This window comes from Streptomyces sp. PA03-5A, from assembly GCF_033792725.1.
In the GTDB taxonomy this organism is placed as follows: domain Bacteria; phylum Actinomycetota; class Actinomycetes; order Streptomycetales; family Streptomycetaceae; genus Actinacidiphila.
Map to the genome: position 1 here is coordinate 107,423 of NZ_JARAVL010000031.1, position 18,291 is coordinate 125,713.

At 70.7% G+C, this 18,291-nt stretch carries 13 protein-coding genes; 4 read left to right on the forward strand and 9 right to left on the reverse strand.

The features are described 5' to 3' along the window. Window positions 1-70: 70 nt before the first annotated feature. The 6 genes from PV410_RS32325 to PV410_RS32350 form a co-directional block, all read right to left on the reverse strand. Window positions 71-442, reverse strand: coding sequence for a toxin Doc (locus tag PV410_RS32325; protein WP_500329300.1), 372 nt, complete (start codon window positions 440-442; stop codon window positions 71-73). 1 nt (window position 443) lies between these two features. After that, complete coding sequence (locus tag PV410_RS32330) at window positions 444-677, reverse strand: type II toxin-antitoxin system HicB family antitoxin (protein ID WP_500329301.1); 234 nt, start codon at window positions 675-677, stop codon at window positions 444-446. A gap of 126 nt (window positions 678-803) precedes the next feature. Next, entirely contained in the window at window positions 804-1,556 is a 753-nt protein-coding gene (locus PV410_RS32335) for a hypothetical protein (RefSeq protein WP_500329302.1), read from the reverse strand. Window positions 1,557-1,875: 319 nt separating this feature from the next. Continuing rightward, the gene (locus tag PV410_RS32340) at window positions 1,876-5,640 is read right to left on the reverse strand and encodes a S8 family serine peptidase (RefSeq protein WP_500329303.1); all 3,765 of its coding nucleotides are present in this window, start codon (window positions 5,638-5,640) and stop codon (window positions 1,876-1,878) included. Window positions 5,641-6,090: 450 nt separating this feature from the next. Continuing rightward, window positions 6,091-6,882 (reverse strand): class I SAM-dependent methyltransferase, encoded by a 792-nt coding sequence (locus PV410_RS32345; RefSeq protein WP_500329304.1) that lies wholly within the window; start codon window positions 6,880-6,882, stop codon window positions 6,091-6,093. A gap of 275 nt (window positions 6,883-7,157) precedes the next feature. Further along, window positions 7,158-8,180, reverse strand: a complete 1,023-nt coding sequence (locus PV410_RS32350; RefSeq protein WP_500329305.1) for a DUF4331 family protein — start codon at window positions 8,178-8,180, stop codon at window positions 7,158-7,160. Between the two features lie 131 nt (window positions 8,181-8,311). Between PV410_RS32350 and PV410_RS32355 the strand changes: the two genes are divergently transcribed. Then, window positions 8,312-9,226, forward strand: coding sequence for a LysR family transcriptional regulator (locus PV410_RS32355; RefSeq protein WP_500329306.1), 915 nt, complete (start codon window positions 8,312-8,314; stop codon window positions 9,224-9,226). A gap of 313 nt (window positions 9,227-9,539) precedes the next feature. Here PV410_RS32355 and PV410_RS32360 read toward each other — a convergent pair whose 3' ends face one another. Further along, window positions 9,540-11,600 (reverse strand): SpoIIE family protein phosphatase, encoded by a 2,061-nt coding sequence (locus PV410_RS32360; protein ID WP_500329307.1) that lies wholly within the window; start codon window positions 11,598-11,600, stop codon window positions 9,540-9,542. A 123-nt stretch (window positions 11,601-11,723) separates the two neighbouring features. Between PV410_RS32360 and PV410_RS32365 the strand changes: the two genes are divergently transcribed. Beyond that, the gene (locus tag PV410_RS32365; RefSeq protein ID WP_500329308.1) at window positions 11,724-11,939 is read left to right on the forward strand and encodes a superinfection immunity protein; all 216 of its coding nucleotides are present in this window, start codon (window positions 11,724-11,726) and stop codon (window positions 11,937-11,939) included. A 76-nt stretch (window positions 11,940-12,015) separates the two neighbouring features. Here PV410_RS32365 and PV410_RS32370 read toward each other — a convergent pair whose 3' ends face one another. Beyond that, complete coding sequence (locus PV410_RS32370) at window positions 12,016-12,450, reverse strand: Rrf2 family transcriptional regulator (RefSeq protein WP_500329309.1); 435 nt, start codon at window positions 12,448-12,450, stop codon at window positions 12,016-12,018. Window positions 12,451-12,581: 131 nt separating this feature from the next. Between PV410_RS32370 and PV410_RS32375 the strand changes: the two genes are divergently transcribed. Then, window positions 12,582-13,337 carry an SDR family NAD(P)-dependent oxidoreductase gene (locus tag PV410_RS32375; protein WP_500329310.1) on the forward strand — a complete coding sequence of 252 codons (756 nt, stop codon included), beginning with the start codon at window positions 12,582-12,584 and terminating at the stop codon, window positions 13,335-13,337. Window positions 13,338-13,649: 312 nt separating this feature from the next. Here PV410_RS32375 and PV410_RS32380 read toward each other — a convergent pair whose 3' ends face one another. Beyond that, a complete protein-coding gene (locus tag PV410_RS32380; protein WP_500329311.1) occupies window positions 13,650-13,877 on the reverse strand; it encodes a hypothetical protein in 228 nt (75 codons plus the stop codon). Between the two features lie 514 nt (window positions 13,878-14,391). On the opposite strand from PV410_RS32380, the gene PV410_RS32385 reads away from it, so the two are divergent. Further along, window positions 14,392-18,108, forward strand: a complete 3,717-nt coding sequence (locus PV410_RS32385) for a S8 family serine peptidase (protein WP_500329312.1) — start codon at window positions 14,392-14,394, stop codon at window positions 18,106-18,108. The last annotated feature ends 183 nt before the right edge of the window (window positions 18,109-18,291 follow it).

Consider the following 18,291-nt stretch of genomic DNA (forward strand, 5'->3'; position numbering starts at 1 on the left):
CCCTCGGGACCGGCCCGCGCCTGTCCGGGGGGTGCCGGGTCGCCTCGTCGCGGGTGATGCGGCGGGTCGGTCAGAGCCGCCAGCGACGGATCTGGTCGGCGCAGGCGTAGACGTCCGCGCGCCCCGCACGGACCTGCTTCGCCAGGTCGCTGAGCGCCCCGTACGGTGCATCGACCGCCTGGCCGCACGCCGCCATGTAGGCCACCGCGACGAGCGCCCCGTACATGGCGTTGCGGGCGGGCAGCGGGCACACCGAAACGATCTCGTGGAAGAGGGCCGCCGCACGCCAGGCCGCGTCCATGGTGTAGTCCAGCTTCGGGGCGTTGACCCGGTGCCGGGCGACCGCCGCGACCAGGCCGGAGAAGTCGTGGACCGACGGCTCCTTCGGCAGCACCTCGGCCTGGCGTTCCAGCAGCCAGCGAATGTCGACCTGCAGCTCCACCTCAGGCGGTCCGTCCGGTGGCGCTGTCCGGCTCCTCTTCCGGGAACGCCTCGGCGAACTCCGCGGCATGCCTGGCCAGGAACGCAGCGGCCGTGGCGGCCCCGTCGTCGAGTCGGGGGTCGCGCTCGGCAGCCTGCGTGATCAGAGCGGTCACCGTGGTGCCTTCGGCCTCGGCGCGTGCGACGAGACGGGCATGAACGGCGTCATCGAGCCGGATGTTGATCTGCTTCGCCATGCCCCCAGTGTATAGCAGGCTGCTATACACTGGGATGCCGCGCCAAGCGCAGGGCCGAAGCGACGGCGAACGCCGGTGCGGGCGCCCGCTCGCCCGGGTGCGCCCCACGGCGCGCAGGGCTCGCCCTCAGGGGCCCAGGGCGAGGCCGACGATGTCGAAGGCGCGACGTACGGAGCGGTTCCAGACCACGGCCGCCACCGCGATGGCGGTGCACGCCATGACGATCGGCTCAGCGCCGTCGGACAACCCCAGCCGGGAGACGCCGATCACGCCTCCGATCGTGAGGACGGACCACGTGACGGTACGGATCCACTCGCGGTCAGGCCCCGCCACAGCGCCCTGTAGCTGGCTCTCGTCCAGAAGCGCGCCCACCCGGGCTTGGCAGTAGCGATCCGCGATGGTCAGAAGGAGTCCTCCCAGCTCCTCCAGCGCCGGGCGCGGATCGCTGTCGAGACGGGCTTCACAGGCGCGCAGCGCGGCAATCACCCGGCGCTCGTGCGCCTTGAGCGTCCTGCGGCGGTGCGAGAACAAGGAGACGGAGCGCCGCTGCCTGTGAGCGGCGGATATGCCACGACTGACCGCTCCGATCCGGCGGGAGACCTTGCGCAGATTCGGTGCCAGCCTTTCGCCGCCCGCCCTGTGCGCCTCCGCGCAGGCCGTGATGGCCTCGGCGATCTCCATGACCAGTGCGTACCGCCGTGCACCGAAGACCACGCCTACCTGCCGGAAGGACAAGCGGGTCTGCGGAGCCTCGCGTCCGCCGAGGGAACTGCGAAGGGTCATCACCGGAATCGCGACGGCACCGAAGACCAGCGCGACCACTGCCCAGGGGGTCTGTGCCATGGAAACGCCGTCAGCGGTCACGTAGTCGACGGTCACGAAGACCGCACCCGTCGCTGCGCAAAAGAGGATGCAGGTCAACAAGATGCGAAGGTGACGCCTGCGACGGATGGCAACGCGGACCCGGGCCGGAACGCGGCCAGGCATCGCCAGGCGCGCCAGGGAATCCTCGAGTTCGGCCAGACTTTCGTCACCCCACACAAGCCTGGATCATGGCACGGGACGGATCGCCCCGGAGCCCTTTTCCCGTGCCAGGTGCGGCTCGCGATGTCACCTCGCCGAGGGCCCCGAGGGCCCCGAGGGCCCCGAGGCCGACCGGGCCGAGTGGTTCCCACCCGGCCCGGTCGCCGACGGTAGGTCAGCGCAGGCCGGTGGCCCGGATGACCGTCTGCGCCACGGTGTTGCCCCGCGTGTCCGAGGCGTGGACCCGCAGCGATACGAACGCGGCCTTCCGCGGGGCGTCCAATCTCACGCGCACGGTGCCGTCGCGCAGGACCCGCGGCGTGACGCGGTGCCAGGTCCTGCCGTCGTCGTAGGACACCTCCACCTTGTCGGTGCGCACCCGGGCCGTGGAGGCGCCGCGGATGTGCGACGGCGCCACGACGAGCTCGGCGTCACGCCGGGCCGATCCGCCGGTCGAGGTCGGGATGGTGTAGTCCAGCTGCACCAGGGGGAGCAGCGGCGCCTTGCCGTTCCGCGGTGCCCCGGACATGAAGCCCCACTCGGTGCGGGTGGAGGTGGAGTACGCGTACCCTCCGGTGCGCTTCGTGGTGGTCACCAGCCGGTAGCGGCTCGGGGTGCTCGGAACCGGGAAGTCGAAGTACGAGCCTTCGGTGCTGCCGAGCAGCTTGGTGCTCCGGCGGAGTTCGACGGACTGCGTCGTGGTACCGGGCCCATTGGTGCCGGCGTGATCGCGGCCGCCGTCGCCGAAGCCGGGAATCTGCCCGAGGACGGAGTCGCCCGTGCGCCGCGGGGTGTCCAGGTACTCGACGACCCGGGGTCGTTCGACCGGACCGAACCACTGGACGCTCGTGGCACGTCCTGCCGGATAGGCGACCTGGCCGGAGTACTGGTCGGAGTACTGGTTGCCGCTCTGATGGGCCTCCTCCCTCCAGATGGCGCCGGGGGCGGCGGTCACCCAGTCGGTGCGTCGCGCCCCGGAGGTCGACAGCCGGGTCGAGTCCAGCAGGAAGAGCTGGTACGGCTGGATGTCGAACCGGTTCTCGTACACCTTGTTCGTCGTGCGGAAATCGACGTCGACCCGGGCGAGTTCCCTCGTGCCCGGTGCATAGCGCCGGGTCTTCGGGATGCCGCCGCGCCAGGTGCGCACCAGGTCGTAGAGGTACGCGGTCGTGGAGCGGCCGACGATGTGCATGGGCACCGAGCCGGAACCGCTGTGGATGCGGTCGATCAGGACCTCGCCCTCGGTTCGCGAGATGCCCGCGACGACGATCTTGCTACGGCTGCCGCTCGGCCAGTAGCGTCCGCTGTCGCCGTTGACGATGACGAGGACCGCCACGCCGGCCTTCTCGGCGGCGGCGATCTGGTCGTGGGAGGCGGTCCGGGAATCGCCGTCATCGTCGTCGTCCGGCGGGGGTACGTAGCGGACCACCGCCACCTTGCCCCGGGCCCCGGCCGCGGCGTAGTCCTGCTCTCGGCCGTCACCGGCGAAAACGGCCGGGAGGGTGTGCGTCCGGTCGGCCGGTCGGGCCGAACCGGGCTCCAGAGCCAGGTCGTCGAAGTTCTGGGAGCCCGAGGAGAGGCTGAGCAAAGGCTGCTCCATCCGTGCCCGGACGGTGTACAGCAGATCGCCGTCGGCGGGCTTGTTCGTCGGCAGCGCCCACATGCTGTCGTGCTGGGGAGCGAGGGTCGAGGTCTCGCCGATGGCGGGAGCGCCGTCGGTGAACGACCTGAGGAAATCGGCGCGGACGACGCCGGCCGTGGTCACCTGCGGTGTGACGACCTCGGTCAGTCGCAGTGCCCTGCCGTCGACGGTCGCCGACGTGTCGGCGTCGCGGACCTGGATGCCGGTCTTGAGCAGGAGCGCCTGCCCGAGCGAGGAGGCCCCGTGGGTGCCTCGGACGTCACCCCACAACCAGGCCGTGTAGACGCCGTTCGGCACGACCAGGTCGATGTCACCGCGTGTGTTGGTCACCCCTTCGAAGCGGGACCCGTCACCATGGCGCTGGACCCGCACCACGTCGGCCAGCGGTTCGCCGTCCCGGCCCTGGAAGTGCAGCCGCAGATGGTGGTGCTCCTCGCGGGTGCTGACGGCGACCAGGGTGCGTGTGGCGGTCTTGCCGTCCACCAGGCCCGTGAGGTGTCCGGTGAAGCGGGAACCCGCCGGCGCCCGGTCGAGGACGGTGGTGAGCGTCGTGGCGGCGGTGCCCCCGGCCGGCACGGTCACCTGACGGTCCGTCACGGTGAACAGTCCCTGCGGTGCGTCGGGCGCGTCGACCCGTAGCGTGACGGTGACCGCCTCGTCGCCGGAGTTGAGCCACTCGATCCGGCGGTCCACGGTCTGCCCCGGCTTTCCGCCCAGGGAGTGGATGCCCGCGTCGGCGGTTCCGGTGGCCACGAGGCGGGCCGCGGAGGCCGCCGCGGCGTCGACGCGCCCGTTGCCACCGTCGTCGGAGGTGTTGGCGGGCGTCTCGTGGGCCGTGCTCACCAGGGCGTCCTTGATGCGGGCCCCGGTCCACCCCGGGTGGCCGGCCGCCACGAGGGCGGCGGCGCCGGCCACGTGCGGGGTCGCCATGGACGTGCCGTTCAGGGAGGCGTAGGAGCCGCTGCCGAACGTGGCGTACTGCGAGCGTGCCGCGAGGATGCCGACGCCGGGCGCGGTGATCTCGGGCTTGATCGCGTCGTCACGGAATCGGGGGCCGCGGCTGGAGAACCAGGCCACGGCGTCCGTGGAGTCGACGGCGCCGACGGTCAGGGCGGCGTCCGCGGAGCCCGGGCTCGCGACGGTGGACGGGCCGTTCTCCCCGCTGTTGCCCGCCGCGATGGTGAACAGGGCGCCCGTCTCGGCACTGAGTGCGTTCACGGCCTGGCTGAGCGGGTCCGTGCCGTCGTCGGGGGCGAAACCGCCGAGGCTCATGCTGATCACGCGTGCCTTGGTCTCACGCGCCGCCCACTCCATGCCGGCGATGACCCAGGAGTCGGATCCGGAGCCGGAGTTGTCGAGCACCTTGCCGATGTGAAGCTCGGCTCCGGGCGCGACGCCCTTCTCCTTGCCTCCGGACGCCGCGCCGTTGCCGGCGATGGTGGAGGCGACGTGTGTGCCGTGACCGTTGCGGTCCACGACGTCCTCGTACGGGATGAAGCTCCGGGACGAGGCGACGACGCCTGCGAGATCCGGGTGCTCGGTGTCGTACCCGGTGTCGAGGACGGCCACGTCGACACCCTTGCCGATGTTGCCGCGCGCCCAGGCGTCCGGGGCACCGATCTGTGCGACGCTCGACTCGAGCGTCGCCTTGACCTTGCCGTCCAGCCAGACCTTGCGGACGCCGCCGTTCAGCGCCGGCTCGCCCGCGGTGGTACCGCGTGCCGCGGACGTCGCCCGTGTGAGCCCGGCCCAGAAGTCCGCCGCCCGGCTGTGGGTCTGGGTGACAGCGGTGCTGTCGATGCTGGTCAAGGCCCGTGCGCCGGTGGCACCTTCGGGCAGGGACGCCAAGTCCTTCTTGGCCAGTGAGTCCGAGGAATAGCTCAGGATGAGGGGCAGCCCACGGGAGCGCGAGTCGTCGTACCCGTCGGCGACGAGTCGGGTGACGTTGAACAGGGTCTCGTCGAGGAGACCGGCGGCCACGTACCGCTCCGCCACGGCGGGCACGACGTAGACGTCCCCGTCCTTGCTGCTGACGCGTACGTCCGCCCGGTCTCCGTTCGGTGCGGCCACGGTGACGGTGACGGGGCCGGAGCCGTCGGGGGTGACGGTGACGCGGTCACCGGAGATGAGGGTGACGGTCCGCGCAGTGGATCCGAGTGAACCGCCGTCGGCTATGGTGACGCCCTTGGTCGCGGCGGGGGTGTGGTCGGCGGCTGTCGCCGGGGGGACCACCGTCAGCAGCGCGCTGACCGCCGCCAGGATGGGCAGGCCCTGCCGGGCCCGGATATGTGGTCGCACACGAGTCCTTGGTCGAGTCTTCGTTGGATGTGCAACGCATGGTGTCACAACATGTGATGTGTTTGTTGTCTACCTCCCGTTCAACCGCCCTGACCCGCCCGCTGCCTGTGCCGCCGATGCCCCTCAGGCGCTTAATGGCTCCCAATGAACGGTGCGGGCGCACCGACGACACAACGGGCGAGCGCGCCGGCGTCCCGGACACTGAGGCCGCAACGGCAACCGCATGGTTCACCACCCGTCGGATCAGGGTGAGCACCAGGATGACCGGGGCCGATTGGGCACGGCAGACTGCAGCATCATCAGCAGCGCGACGGCCACAGCCAGGGCCGCGACCAGGATGCCGCTCTCCCACTCGTTACGGGCTCAGCGAGGTGAGGGGGGGCCGGGCCGGCACAGCGCTCCGCCCGGCCCTTCGGAGACACGGCCGTCTCGGCCGGCCCCACGGCTGGGTCAGCCCGGCTTGACCGCCAGCGTCGCAAAATAGTTCGACATGTATGGAGCGGATGCGTTGGATTGGTGCGGCGCTTCCTTGAAGCCGGTGAGGACGAACCCCGCGGCGAGTTGCCCGCCGATCTGGTCGGTGAGGGTGTGGCTGTATTCAAGAGCGGCATCGGCGCCGAACTTCGTGGCGCGTTCCTCGGCGGAGTACTGCGTGACATCGCTGTAGGGCAACTTGTGCACGACGATCAGCTCGCCGCGCTCGTCGAGCGCCTCGTGGTCGAACAAGTACACATCAGGGTTGAGGAAGCCCACGAGGAGAGTTCCGCCCGGTCGCAGGACGCGGAAGCACTCACGCCACACCGGTGCCAAGTCTGGTACGAAGAGGTTGGAGACCGGATGGAACACGACGTCGAATGTTGCGTCGCCGAAGGCGCTGAGGTCGCGCATGTCGCCTAGGACGGTGCGCAGCTCGAGGCCGTCGCGCGCCGCCACCATCTGGTCCTGGCCGAGCTGGCGGGGTGAGTTGTCGAATACGGTGACGCGCGCCCCTGCGGCGGCGAGGATCGGACCCTGCTGGCCACCGCCGGAGGCCAGGCACAACACGTCCTTGCCGGTCAGGTCCGTCGGCAGCCAGGAGCGGTCGACCGGTTCACGCCCGATGAGGACAATCGACCAGTCGCCCATGCGGGCGCGCTCGACGTCCTCGGTACTCACCGGCCTCGACCACTCGTTGCCCTCTTGGACATACCTGTCCCAGGCTGCCCGATTGTGGGCAACGGGGTCGACAACCATGTCCTGCACGTTCAACTCCCTGCTACAGGCAAGCGGACACCTGCGGTACTGACAGTTCGGTGCCGCTAGCCAACACGATTGCAGGGTGCGGGCTCAACGAAATTTGCGGGCTCGACGGGTGGTCGCGCAGGCGAAGCGAGGCCGACACACGCATCATCGGCTGCGGCAGGGCGCGTCAGCCGGGGACGCATCCGTGCAAGGCCGACCTCTGGCCGCGCCGGAAATCCGGCCGCCGCAGCCCTCCGCGACGATCTCGACGCGGAGGGGACGGGTGACCGGGGTGGTCATACGGGCACGACGTACGGGAAGCGGTCGTTCCGCAGGTGCTGGGCGACGGACGGCTTGAGTCCGGCCGGCACGGCCGTGTTGGTCACGAGTGAGAGCATCGCCTCAGGCGCGTTGTCGGCCAGGGTGCGGCCGTTGCGGGCGGCGAAGCCGTACGTGGCGGGCGTTCCCACGACGTAGGGCAGCACGTCGGGGAACAGCTGCCCGGCCACGGTCCGGCCGTAGCCCTCTGGGTCGGCGCAAGTCCCGGTGGCCGCGACGACAGCCGCGACCTGGCCGGCGATGAATTCGCCGACGGCGGCACGGTCCTGCGAGGGGTGCCGGGTGTTGGCGGGGTTGCTGAAGTCGGTGTCGCCGGGCCAGAAGATCGGCCACATCATCGGGTGCCCGCCGCGGTTGATCTGCCGCCATCCGCCGGCGTCGGTGGCCAGCTTGGTCGCGCACCAGACGCCCGTGCGGGCCCCGGGGCGCAGCTGCGCGTGCTCGTGCGGAACCTCCAGCACGATCGATTCCACGGTGGTGCCGGCGAAGCTGTTCTGCGCCTCCTGCGGGCGCCATTCCGAGAGGTCCACCGCCGTCCCCTTGGCCACCGCCCCGTTGACGACGGCCAGCAGGGACAGGTCGATGTAGAAGGAGTCGGAGATGCGCCCGGCCCAGACGCGGGTGCCGTCCGCGTCGGCCGTCTCACCGGTGCGGCCTTCCAGTACCAGGTCGCCGTCAGCGGAGTCCTCCCGCGCCTCGTTCCCGGTCAGGACGTGCAGGCGCAGGGTTTGCCTGCCGTCGGGGCCGGGTTCGTCGAAGGAGACCCGATAGGTCAAGGTCTCGAATTCGGCGCCGTCGAAGTGAACCTTGAATTCGTAGCGTGCTTCCGGGTGGAACCCGGGCTCGGCGTAGACGCCGGTGATGTCGGAGTTGACGTCCATGACAAACACCGTGCTGCGCTCACCGGGAAAGACGTACAGGTCGTCGATGAACAGCTGGCCGTTCTGGGCCGCCAGGGGAGTGTCGAGATGGTGCGACATGGTCGGTCCTTCATTCTCTCGGTTTTTCTTCGAGGAAAGGGTGCCGGGCGTTTTTCCGGACTGTTTCATCCTCTCCGAGCAGGCGGCGACCTGGTACCGCCACATCGGGAATGCCGCCATACACTGTGGTTATGAGCAGGTCGCCCCCCGATCTCAGTAGTCTCCTGTTGCTGACATGGGTGGCCGAGCTCGGCAGCCTGGGGCAGGCCGCCGAGCGGATGGGGATCAGCCAGCCCGCCGCGAGCAAGCGCCTGACGCAGCTCGAACAGCGCCTGGGGCTGGCGCTGGTGCAGCGCGACACCCGCGGCTCCGCACTGACCGTCGAGGGCAAGGCGGTGTGCCAATGGGCGGGGCGGGTGCTGGCCGAAGTGGACTCTCTGATGGTGGGCGTCGCGGCGCTGCGCGGTGACCACGCCCGCGACCTGCACCTGGCGGCCAGCATGACGCTGGCCGAGCACTTCGTGCCGCGGTGGATCGGCACGCTGCAGCGGGGATCGCCCGATGTGTACGTCAGCCTCAAAGTGACCAATTCCGAACAGGTCGCCACGCTCGCGGCGAACGGCCGGATCAGTCTGGGGTTCGTCGAGTCGCCCACCGTCCCGTCCGGCCTCAGCTCACGACAGGTGGGTACCGACCGGCTGGTCGTCGTGGTCGCGCCGCAGCATGCCTGGGCACGACGGCGAGAGCCGGTGGACCTGACCGAGCTGGCCCGAACCCGCCTGATCGTCCGCGAACCGGGTTCCGGCACGCGGGAGACCATCGAGCGTGTGCTCGCCGGCGCGGGAGCGGAGCCGGCCAGACCTCTGATGGTGCTGGACGCCAACGTCGCGGTACGGAAGGCCGTCGCCGAAGGCGCCGGCCCGGCGGTGCTCAGCGCGGTCAGTGTCCGGGACGACCTGGCCGAGGGGCGCCTCGTGGAGGTCACGGTGACGGGGGCCGACCTGCGCCGCCGGCTGCGCGCCGTGTGGCCGAAGGGCCGCCCGTTGACCGGCGCGGTCGAGGAACTGCTCCGGATCGCGGCACGTACCCACCGCGAGGATCGCTGACGGTTCTCACGCGGCCATGGGTCCTGCTGCTCGATGTCGACCGTGAAAGCAGAGACCTGTCCGTCAGCCGAGGTCAGCGTGACCGGTCCGAAGGTGATGATCGGAAAGGCGGTGCCATTGCCGCCGTGATGGAACCCGGTCGCACCCGCGATCCGGAAGGCCGCTGCGGCGAGTGTGCCCGCGGTCTCCTCGCCGACTTCGACACGCGGGCGTGCAAGAGCAGTGCGACCGCCGGCTGATGCCCGGTCACGGACCCTCTCGGAGTCGCGGCCCATCGCCCGCACGATGCGGGTGCGTGAGGACGCGGGCGCCGTCATGTGCGTTGGATGACCAGTACGGCCACGTCGTCGGCGTGGTCCACTGCGACTGCGGCGTCGAGGATGCGGTCGGCGGTCTCCTCGGTGTTCAGTCCGTCGTGGAGGGCTGCGCCGGCCAGTGTTCCGGCCCGCTCCAGTCCGGCTTCCAACGTGAGGCCCGGTGCTTCGACCACGCCGTCGGTGACCATGATCAGCGCGCTGTCCTTGTCCAGGGTGAAGGTCTCCTCGCGGTACTCGGCGTTGGGCACGACTCCGAGGACCGGTCCGCCCGGCAGCTCGTGGGTGCTGTGGCTGCCGTCCTTGTGCGCGCACAGCAGCGGCACGTGGCCGGCGCTGGCGCCGGTGACCCGTCCGTCGCGCGGGTCGAGGTGCAGCATGGTGCAGCTGGCGAATCGTGCCGCTCGCATCGTGACGAGCAGCTCGTTGGTGCGCGTCAGCACGGTTGCCGGATGCGGTTCGTGGGCGGCGATGGCGCGCATGGACGAACGGACCTGTCCCATGAGGGCGGCGGCGTCCACGTCGTGCCCTTGGGCGTCGCCGATCTCCATTGCGACGGCGCCGTCGGGCATGACGAAGGCGTCGTACCAGTCGCCGCCGACGTCCAGCCCGTGTCGGCTGGGCCGGTAGCGGGCGGCGACCTCCAGGCCCGCGAGGTGCTCGGGCAGCGTCGGGAGCATGGTCTGCTGCAGCGCGGTGGCCAGCTCGACTCGTGCCTGCTGCAACCTGACGCGCCCCAGCGCCTGGCCTGCCAGGTCGGCCAGCGTACCCATGAGGGTCCGCTCATCCACGGAGGGCCGGTATCCGCTGTCGTAGAACACCATCCACGCCCCGAGTGGCTGATTGCCGGTCTCGCTGAGGGGGGTGATGGAGGCGGCGTAGTCGAAGCCGAGCCGGACGAGCCACGGAAATCCGGACCCGTGCGGCCAGCGGCGGATGTAATCCTCCCGGTCGGGAATGAATTGCGGCCGGCCGCTGCGGATCGCCTCGGGCAACGGGCTCGGTTGGTCCAGCGACAGGCCGTGCAGGGCCTCGACCTCCCACATGGCCACCCGGGCATCGGTGGAGACGAGCAGGCGGCCTTCGTCGGCGAGTGCGAGCAGGGCACCGGTACCACGGAAGGTCGCGGCGAGCCGGGTCAGGACGACCTGCTGCAGTTCCTGCTCCGTGGCGGCGCCGATCAAGGCCGAGGAGAAGTCGGCGACGTCCTTGGCGCGCTGTCGCTCGGCAGCCAGCGCGGCCTGCGCCTTCTTCCTGCGCTTCTCCTGCTTGGTGTCGTCGCGGACCACCCCGAAGATGCGCTCGGGGCCGCCGTACCCCAGCTGGATCCGACGGCTCTGAGCGGCCAGTTGGTGCCAGCCCCCGTGCTCGGTGAGGTACCGCACACTCAACCAGGAGGACTGGGCGGAGGCGGAGCGCAGGAGCTGCCGCAAGGCCTCACGGTCCTCAGCGTGCACTGCCGAGATCACATGGGAAAGCGACACAGTGGGGTCCGGGAAGAGCGCGACCAGCGAGGGCGCGCCCCCGAGCCACTCGAACAGGCGTCCCTGAGGTGAGTACATCCACAGGCCGAGGTCGGCGGCCGTGGTGGCCAGCCGGAACGGGATCAGCAGGCTGGCCAGGTCGTTTCGCGTGTCCAGTGCGTGCACCCAGACCATCTGCCCATCACCGGCCGGATCCTTCACTTGCCGCGCCTCGATCAATGAGGCAACGGGTGCTCCGCCTCGTCCGGGGAACTCCAGCACCTGCATCGCGACCGTCTTCGTCCTGGCGGCGTGGACCACGACACTCTCGGCCGACATCCGCTGGCTAGCGGGCCACAGATCACCGAAGCGACGTCCCAGGCACTGCTCCGCCGATTTTCCCAGCGCTGTGGCCATCGCAAGGTTGAGGCTGCGGATGGCACCGTCCAGCGTCACAAGAGCCGCCGGGTCAGCCCGCTGCAGGAGTTCGTCCGAGGCGTTCATGGGTCGCTCCCTGGCACATACCGAAACAACCGCTTCTTCATTTTCGCGCATTTTGCCAAGGGGCCAGGGATGAAAGGCTGTGTTCGACTGCATACCTGCAGTGACGATGATGGGAGCCGGCCGGAAAGGGTGGACGGTCGTCCGTGAAGCCTTCAGCGGACCCCGGACACGGGTGTATCTTGTGGCAGTCGTTGAAGATCAACTCGGGGGGGCGCTGTGGAAAACCTGCTGACGTTCATGCTCATACTTGCTTTTGCCGTGCTCTACATGGCGCCGTCGTACATGGCGTTTGCGCGTGGAGCAAAGGACCGGTGGCTGATTCTTGTCATCAACGTGTTCCTCGGCTCATCGCTCATCGGGTGGGGTGTGGCCCTGTACATGGCGACCCGCACACCCAAGAAGCCCAAGGCGTCGGTGCAAGCCTCGGCGTGAATCGCCGGTGAGGTCCCCGAGAATGTGAGGGACGGTGGCTGCCGGGGGCCCGTACGCGCCTGGGCCGCGCCTGCCGTCAGCGAGGTGCCGCGAGGACGTCCCGGAGCACGTCCTCGAGCGAGACGCGGGACAGTTCGCGTCGGACGGTCTCCTCGATGCCCTCGTAGACACCTCGCATCGCCGGCTGGATGCCGTGACCGACCACACATCCCTGGTCCGGGGTGGTCCGGTGCAGCGCGAAGAGCGGGCCGGGTTCCACGGCCTCGTACACGTCGAGCAAGGTGATCGACCCCAGCTCGCGTGTCAGCGTCCAGCCCGCGCCCACGCCTCGCCGGGACTCCACCAGACCGGCTCGGCGCAGTTCGCCCAGCAGGCGTCTGATCACCACCGGATTGGTGTTCGCGCTGGTCGCGATCTGCTCGGAGGTGGCGACCTCATGACCCTGGCGCTGGTAGAGGCCGATCCAGGCCAGCGCGTGAGCGGCGATCGTCAACCTGCTGTTGGCGCTCATGTGACCCTCCTCCCAGTGGAAACATTTTCTGTTACGACTGTGCAGTCGTAACGAGTATAGTTGCGATCATTGTCGTAACCATCATTGTTTCGACAGGCGGCGAAAGAGACCGATTCAACGAGGTGGGAACTATGAGCCAGCCGCTCACGGGCAAGGTCGCCCTGGTCACCGGTGGGTCCCGCGGACTGGGAGCCGCCACCGTACGGCTCCTGGCCGAGCAGGGTGCCGATGTCGCGTTCACCTACGTCAGCTCCGCAGAGCGGGCGCAGGCCGTCGTCGACGAGGTGCGAGGCAAGGGCGCGAAGGCCGTCGCCATCCAGACCGACCAGGGGGACACGAGCCGGGCGCCGGCGCTGATCGACGAAGTGGTCACCGCCTTCGGCGGTCTGGACATCCTCGTCAACAACGCGGCGGTATCGGTGGAACAAGGCCGCACGGTGGACGATCCGGACGCCGACACCGCCGCACTCGACCGCATGCACGCCACCAACTACCTCGGTGTGATAGCCGTCATCCGGGCCGCCTCCCGGGTGCTGCGTGCGGACGGCCGCATCATCACCGTGAGCTCCGGACTCGGTTCCCGCGTCGGCCTTCCCGGCCTGGCCGACTACTCGGCCACCAAGTCGGGGATCGAGAGGTACACCATGGGCGCCGCGCGGGACCTCGGGCACCGGGGCATCACGGCCAACGTCGTGGAGGCCGGACTGATGGAGAGCGGCATGGAACCGCCGGACCCCGAGACCCTCAAGGCCCTGGTCAGCTCCCTTTCCCTCCAGCGCATGGGGCGCCCCGAGGAGATCGCCGCGGCGATCGCCTTCCTGGCGAGCCCCGCCGCGTCGTACGTCACGGGGGCCGTGCTGGATGCCCACGGCGGCTACAACGCCTGAGGGCGATCCTGCCGTGCCCCCGAGGAGACATGGAGGTCGGACCGCACGCCGCGGGCCATGCGCGCCTGCGCTGGCCCGCGGCACGGTGGCCGCTCGCCCCGGGCGGCCGCCACCGGCCGATACGTCCTGGTTCGCAAGCAGAGCCGGCCGGGCAACCGTGAGACGGCCCCGCGCCGCGTGACACGGCCTGGCCCCCGGCGAGCGGAGTACCGGGCGCGCCGGCCCGGTGGCCCGCCACCAGCTCCCCGGGGCCGGGAGTGCCCCGCGCACCAGCTCCAGGAGGCGCGCGTTCCCGTCCGGCGGAACAGCCCGTTAAGGCAGCTGATTGCGTTCCAGCGAGAAGAAGCTCACCTGGCAGTAGCCCTGGATCAGCGAAGGCAGCTGCCGGACATGATCGGCTCGGATCGTGTTGTAGACATCGTGCCTGGTCATCCCCGGCGCCGGTGTGTACGTACCGGAGAAGGTCATCAGATCCTGATCGCGATGGCTGAAGGTGATGATGAAGCAGTACTCGACGAGGGGATCCGCGGGCTGGGCCATGGTTGCCTCTCGGTGGGGGACCGGTCTCGTCATTGCGGACGAAGGAATGATCCATCCGGTTGCGGCAGCCGTACCCCTACATCCGGACCGCGCGGGAGTGGGCGGGAAGCGCCGGCAACCGGGCCGTGCCGCCGCGGGCGGCGGCGCATCCGGCTCCTTCCCGGCCGCCATCGCGCGGCTGCCGGACCACCTCGCCTCCCGGTCCCGGATGACGTAGTTGCCGTGCGCCAGTTGAAGACTCGGTCGTGCGAGCTTGTCGTTGCCGGACGGCAGTTGGCCACGGACGTACGCCGGGCGCGCTCGGGACCGGTGGCCGAACGCGGCAACTCCAGAGCACCTGGCCCTCGCCGGTCACGCCGCCGATCGCAGGGTGGCCGACTGGCGAACAGGTGACATGGCGTCTATGCGCCAGCCCTTACACCTGGCACGGCGTCAACTCCCGGCCCGACTGTTGCCGGGCACACGCCGGTGACGCTCGTTCATCGGGCGATCTCAGGGGAGTTGGTACAAGGTTATGCGATCCAGATCGAGGACCGCGGCCGTGGTCGCGGCCACCGGGGTGGCGCTGCTCGCCACCGGGATGCCGGCGGCAGCCGGTCCGGAGCCGGCCGCCGGGACCGGCCGCGCGGCCGTACCGCCGGCGCCGCCCGCGCAGCACACCGTCACATTGATCAGCGGCGACCGGGTCGGCTTCACCGGCAGCGGGAGCGGGCTCCAGGTCAGCGGGGTGAACCCGGGCAAGGGCCGGGGCCACATCGCGTTCACCCGGGCGAGGATCAACGACCACGAGTACGTGATTCCCGTCGACGCCACGCAGCCGCTGGCCGAAGGGCGGGTGGACCGGCAGCTCTTCGACGTCACCGCACTTGCCGCGCAAGGGCTCGACGACGCCACCCGGGCGTCCATTCCGCTGATCACGACAGCCCAGGCGGGCCCCGCGCTGCGCGGGTCCACGCAGCGGGACACCTTCCCCGAGCTGGGGCTGGCGGCCCGAACGGTCGCCAAGTCCGAGGCGGCCACGGCCTGGCGGGGCTTCCTCGCCGCCGGCGGGACGTCCCGCGCCGCCGCGTCCGGGAAACTGTGGCTGGACGCCGAGGTCGAGGCGAGCCTCGACCGGTCCGTCGCCATGACCGGCGCGCCCCAGGCATGGCGCAAGGGGCTTGACGGCAAGGGCGTGCGCGTCGCCGTGCTGGACACCGGGTACGACCCCGCCCACCCCGACCTCAAGAACAAGGTCGTCGCGGAGAAGAACTTCACCTGGGACGAGGACGTCACCGACCTCAACGGCCACGGCACGCACGTCGCCTCCACCGTCGCCGGAAGCGGCGCCGCCTCGCAGGGCCGCTACAAGGGCGTCGCGCCGGGGGCCGACCTGTTGATCGGCAAGGTGCTCGACGGCAGCGGGTCCGGCAGTTTCAGCGGAATCCTCGAAGGCATGGAATGGGCGGCCGCCCAGGACGCGGACATCGTCTCGATGAGCCTCGGCTCCAACCTGCCGAGCGACGGCGGCGACCCGATCTCCCAGGCCGTCGAGACCCTGTCCGGGGACGGCGGACCGCTGTTCGTCGTCGCGGCCGGCAACGAGGGCAAGCCGGGCACCATCGGCACACCGGCCGCCGCGCCGAGCGCCCTGACCGTCGGGTCGATCACCAAGGAGGGTGCGATGTCGTCGTTCTCCTCCCAGGGACCGGCGGTGACCGACGGAGGCGTCAAGCCCGAGATCACCGCGCCGGGCAGCGCGATCACCGCCGCCCGTGCCGCGGGCACGCTGGACGGCGCCGCGAACAGCGAGTTCTACGCGACGATCAGCGGCACCTCCATGGCGACCCCGCACGTCTCCGGGGCGGCCGCCATCCTCAAGCAGCGGCACCCGGACTGGGACGCGCAGCGGCTCAAGGCGGCGCTCGTCGGCGCCGCCGACCCGGTCGACGGCGCCGGCGTGTACGAGCAGGGCGCGGGCAGCGTGGACGTGCCCGGCGCGCTCTCGTCGACGGTCACCGCCTCTCCTTCCGCGGTCTCCGCCGAGCTGACCTGGCCGTACACCGGCAACCCGACCCGCACGGTGACGTACCGCAACAGCGGCGGCAAGGACATCCGGCTGGACCTCTCCCTGACCGGCAAGGCACCGGTCTCGCTCGGCACACGCCGGCTGACCGTCCCGGCGGGCGGCACCGCCGAGGCGACCGTGCGGATCGACACCGCCCGTGCGTCCGCCGGCGCCCACAGCGCCTGGATCACCGCACGCGGCAGCGACGGCAGCACGGCGCGCACCCCCGTCGGCGTCGACGCGGAGGGCCCGGCCGCCACGCTCACCCTCGAAGCCGCTGCGCTGCGGCCCGGGGTCGAGACGGCGTACACCAACCTGGTGGTGCAGAACGAGCGGAGCGGCGAGGCCCGGCTGGTCAGCCTCACCGAGGGGGCCGAGGAGCTCCGGCTGCCGGTCGGCGACTACCGGGTGTTCGGCGGCGTGTGGGAGTACGTCCGGTACGGCAGGTCGAGCGTGCCCGAGACGTCCGTCGCCGTCGCCCGGCGTCTGACCCTCACCGGCGACCGGACGCTGAGGACCGACCTGTCCGGCGCGAAGCCGGTCACCATGGGCATCGACGACCCGAAGATGCGGATCAACGAGTGGGGGTCGGCGACCGGGCTGGTCTCGTCGGCCGGAGCGGGCGTCCCGGAGGGTCTGACAGCGCCGCTCTACTCCGGCGCGTACCGGTCCTATGCCGTGGGCAGCGCGAAGATACCCGGACTGACGTACTTCTCCGCCGCCTCCTGGGAGCAGCCGTCCGTCCTCGCGGCGACCGCCGGCAGCTCCGGCAGCCCGGTGGACGTGCCGGTGTGGCTGATGACGCAGCGGCTGGAGTGGGACCTGGAGAAGCGGGTCACCGACGCGGGCGACGGCGGGGACCTGACGGGTCTTGAGATCGAGGACCGGATCGTGCTCCTGGAGTCGGACTGGAGCCTGCCCTGGGAGGAGCTGGACCGGCGCTACCAGGCGGTCAAGGCGCTGCGGCCGGCGGCGATCCTGCTGGCCGGGTCGGCGTCGATCGGCGCGGACGACCCCACGCTGGGCACCGACGACCACGGTGCGGCCCTGCTGCGCGAGCGGCTCGCCAAGGGCGAGGTGACCCTGCGGATCAAGGGGGAGCGCAACGGCGAGCGCACCTACTTCACGTTCCACGCCCACGACGACGGGGTGCCGGCGGGTGCGAACTGGCAGGACCGGAGCCTGGACCTGGCCCGCGTGGACCACAGCTTCCGCACCACCGGGTTCCCCAACGACCCCAAGGGGATCTACGGCTGGGTGACCTACCGCGGTCTCAATCTCGCCCAGCAGTCGACGCTGTTCCGCGCACCGCAGCGGATGACGGCGTACTACACACCCGAAGTGCCGTGGACGACGGCCACGTTCGAGTACGCGCTGGACGACGGACCGCTGGGTGTGCAGTACACCAACCCGACGGTCCTCCGCCAGGGACGCACCGTCACGGACAACTGGCTCACCGCGCCGTTCAACCCGTCGCTGTCGGTGAACGGCCCCGACGGCCGGGCACAGGCCACCCGCGTGGGGGACAAGCTGCGTCTGGCGCTGCCGATGTTCTCGGACGCGGCGGGCCACCGGTCGGAGCCGCTGCGGAATCTGGAGTCCGGCGAGACGGTGCTGCGCGATGGCTCCGGCAAGGTGATCGCCCGTAACGACGAGCCGGGGCAGGGCGTCTTCGACGTGCCCGCGCGTGGCCAGTGGTACGAGATGACCTCGTCCGCGCACCACGACAGCCCGGAGTGGAAGCTGGGCACGCACGTCACGGAAACCTGGCGGTTCCGCTCGGAGCACACCGGTGCCGAGCGCCCGCTGCCGCTGCTCGACACGCGCTACGACATGGCGGGGCTCGACGGCGACAACTCGGTCGCGGCGAACCGGGAGTTCACCTTCGGCCTGGGCATCGGCCGGCAGGCCGGGGTGAGCGGCGGTGCCGGCATCGAGCGGGTGGCGGTGCGGTACTCCACGGACGACGGCGCCACCTGGCACGCGGCGGAGGTCCGGGGCCGGGACGGCGTCCGGCGGGTGACCGTGCCCGCGACGGGCACCGGCTGGGTCTCACTGCAGGTGACCGCCGCGGACCGCTCCGGCACATCGCTGACGGAGACGGTCACCCGGGCCTACCGCGTCGGCTGCCCGGAGCAGTGGTGCGGCTACGCCCCGACCTGGCCGCACTGGCCGGCCGGCTAGTCCGCGAGCCGACACCGCGCCGGTGCGGGCCGTCCCGAGGGCCGGCCCGCACCGGCGCGTGGCTGTCGTGAGGACCGCAGGCGTCGGTGCACCAGTGCGTGCTGTCGGAGCTCCCAGAGCAGGCCAGGTCGCTGCCGTTCGAGAGGAGGCCGAGTGGCGGTCGGGCCCACCCAGGGATGCACG

What these genes read in the sequence shown, in the direction of transcription:
- PV410_RS32360 (WP_500329307.1), bottom strand. Translation starts at nt 11,600, where the DNA reads ATGCAGTCGAACACAGCCTTTCATCCCTGGCCCCTTGGCAAAATGCGC.
- PV410_RS32385 (WP_500329312.1), top strand. Translation starts at nt 14,392, where the DNA reads ATGCGATCCAGATCGAGGACCGCGGCCGTGGTCGCGGCCACCGGGGTG.
- PV410_RS32370 (WP_500329309.1), bottom strand. Translation starts at nt 12,450, where the DNA reads ATGAGCGCCAACAGCAGGTTGACGATCGCCGCTCACGCGCTGGCCTGG.
- PV410_RS32330 (WP_500329301.1), bottom strand. Translation starts at nt 677, where the DNA reads ATGGCGAAGCAGATCAACATCCGGCTCGATGACGCCGTTCATGCCCGT.
- PV410_RS32380 (WP_500329311.1), bottom strand. Translation starts at nt 13,877, where the DNA reads ATGGCCCAGCCCGCGGATCCCCTCGTCGAGTACTGCTTCATCATCACC.
- PV410_RS32355 (WP_500329306.1), top strand. Translation starts at nt 8,312, where the DNA reads ATGAGCAGGTCGCCCCCCGATCTCAGTAGTCTCCTGTTGCTGACATGG.
- PV410_RS32375 (WP_500329310.1), top strand. Translation starts at nt 12,582, where the DNA reads ATGAGCCAGCCGCTCACGGGCAAGGTCGCCCTGGTCACCGGTGGGTCC.
- PV410_RS32350 (WP_500329305.1), bottom strand. Translation starts at nt 8,180, where the DNA reads ATGTCGCACCATCTCGACACTCCCCTGGCGGCCCAGAACGGCCAGCTG.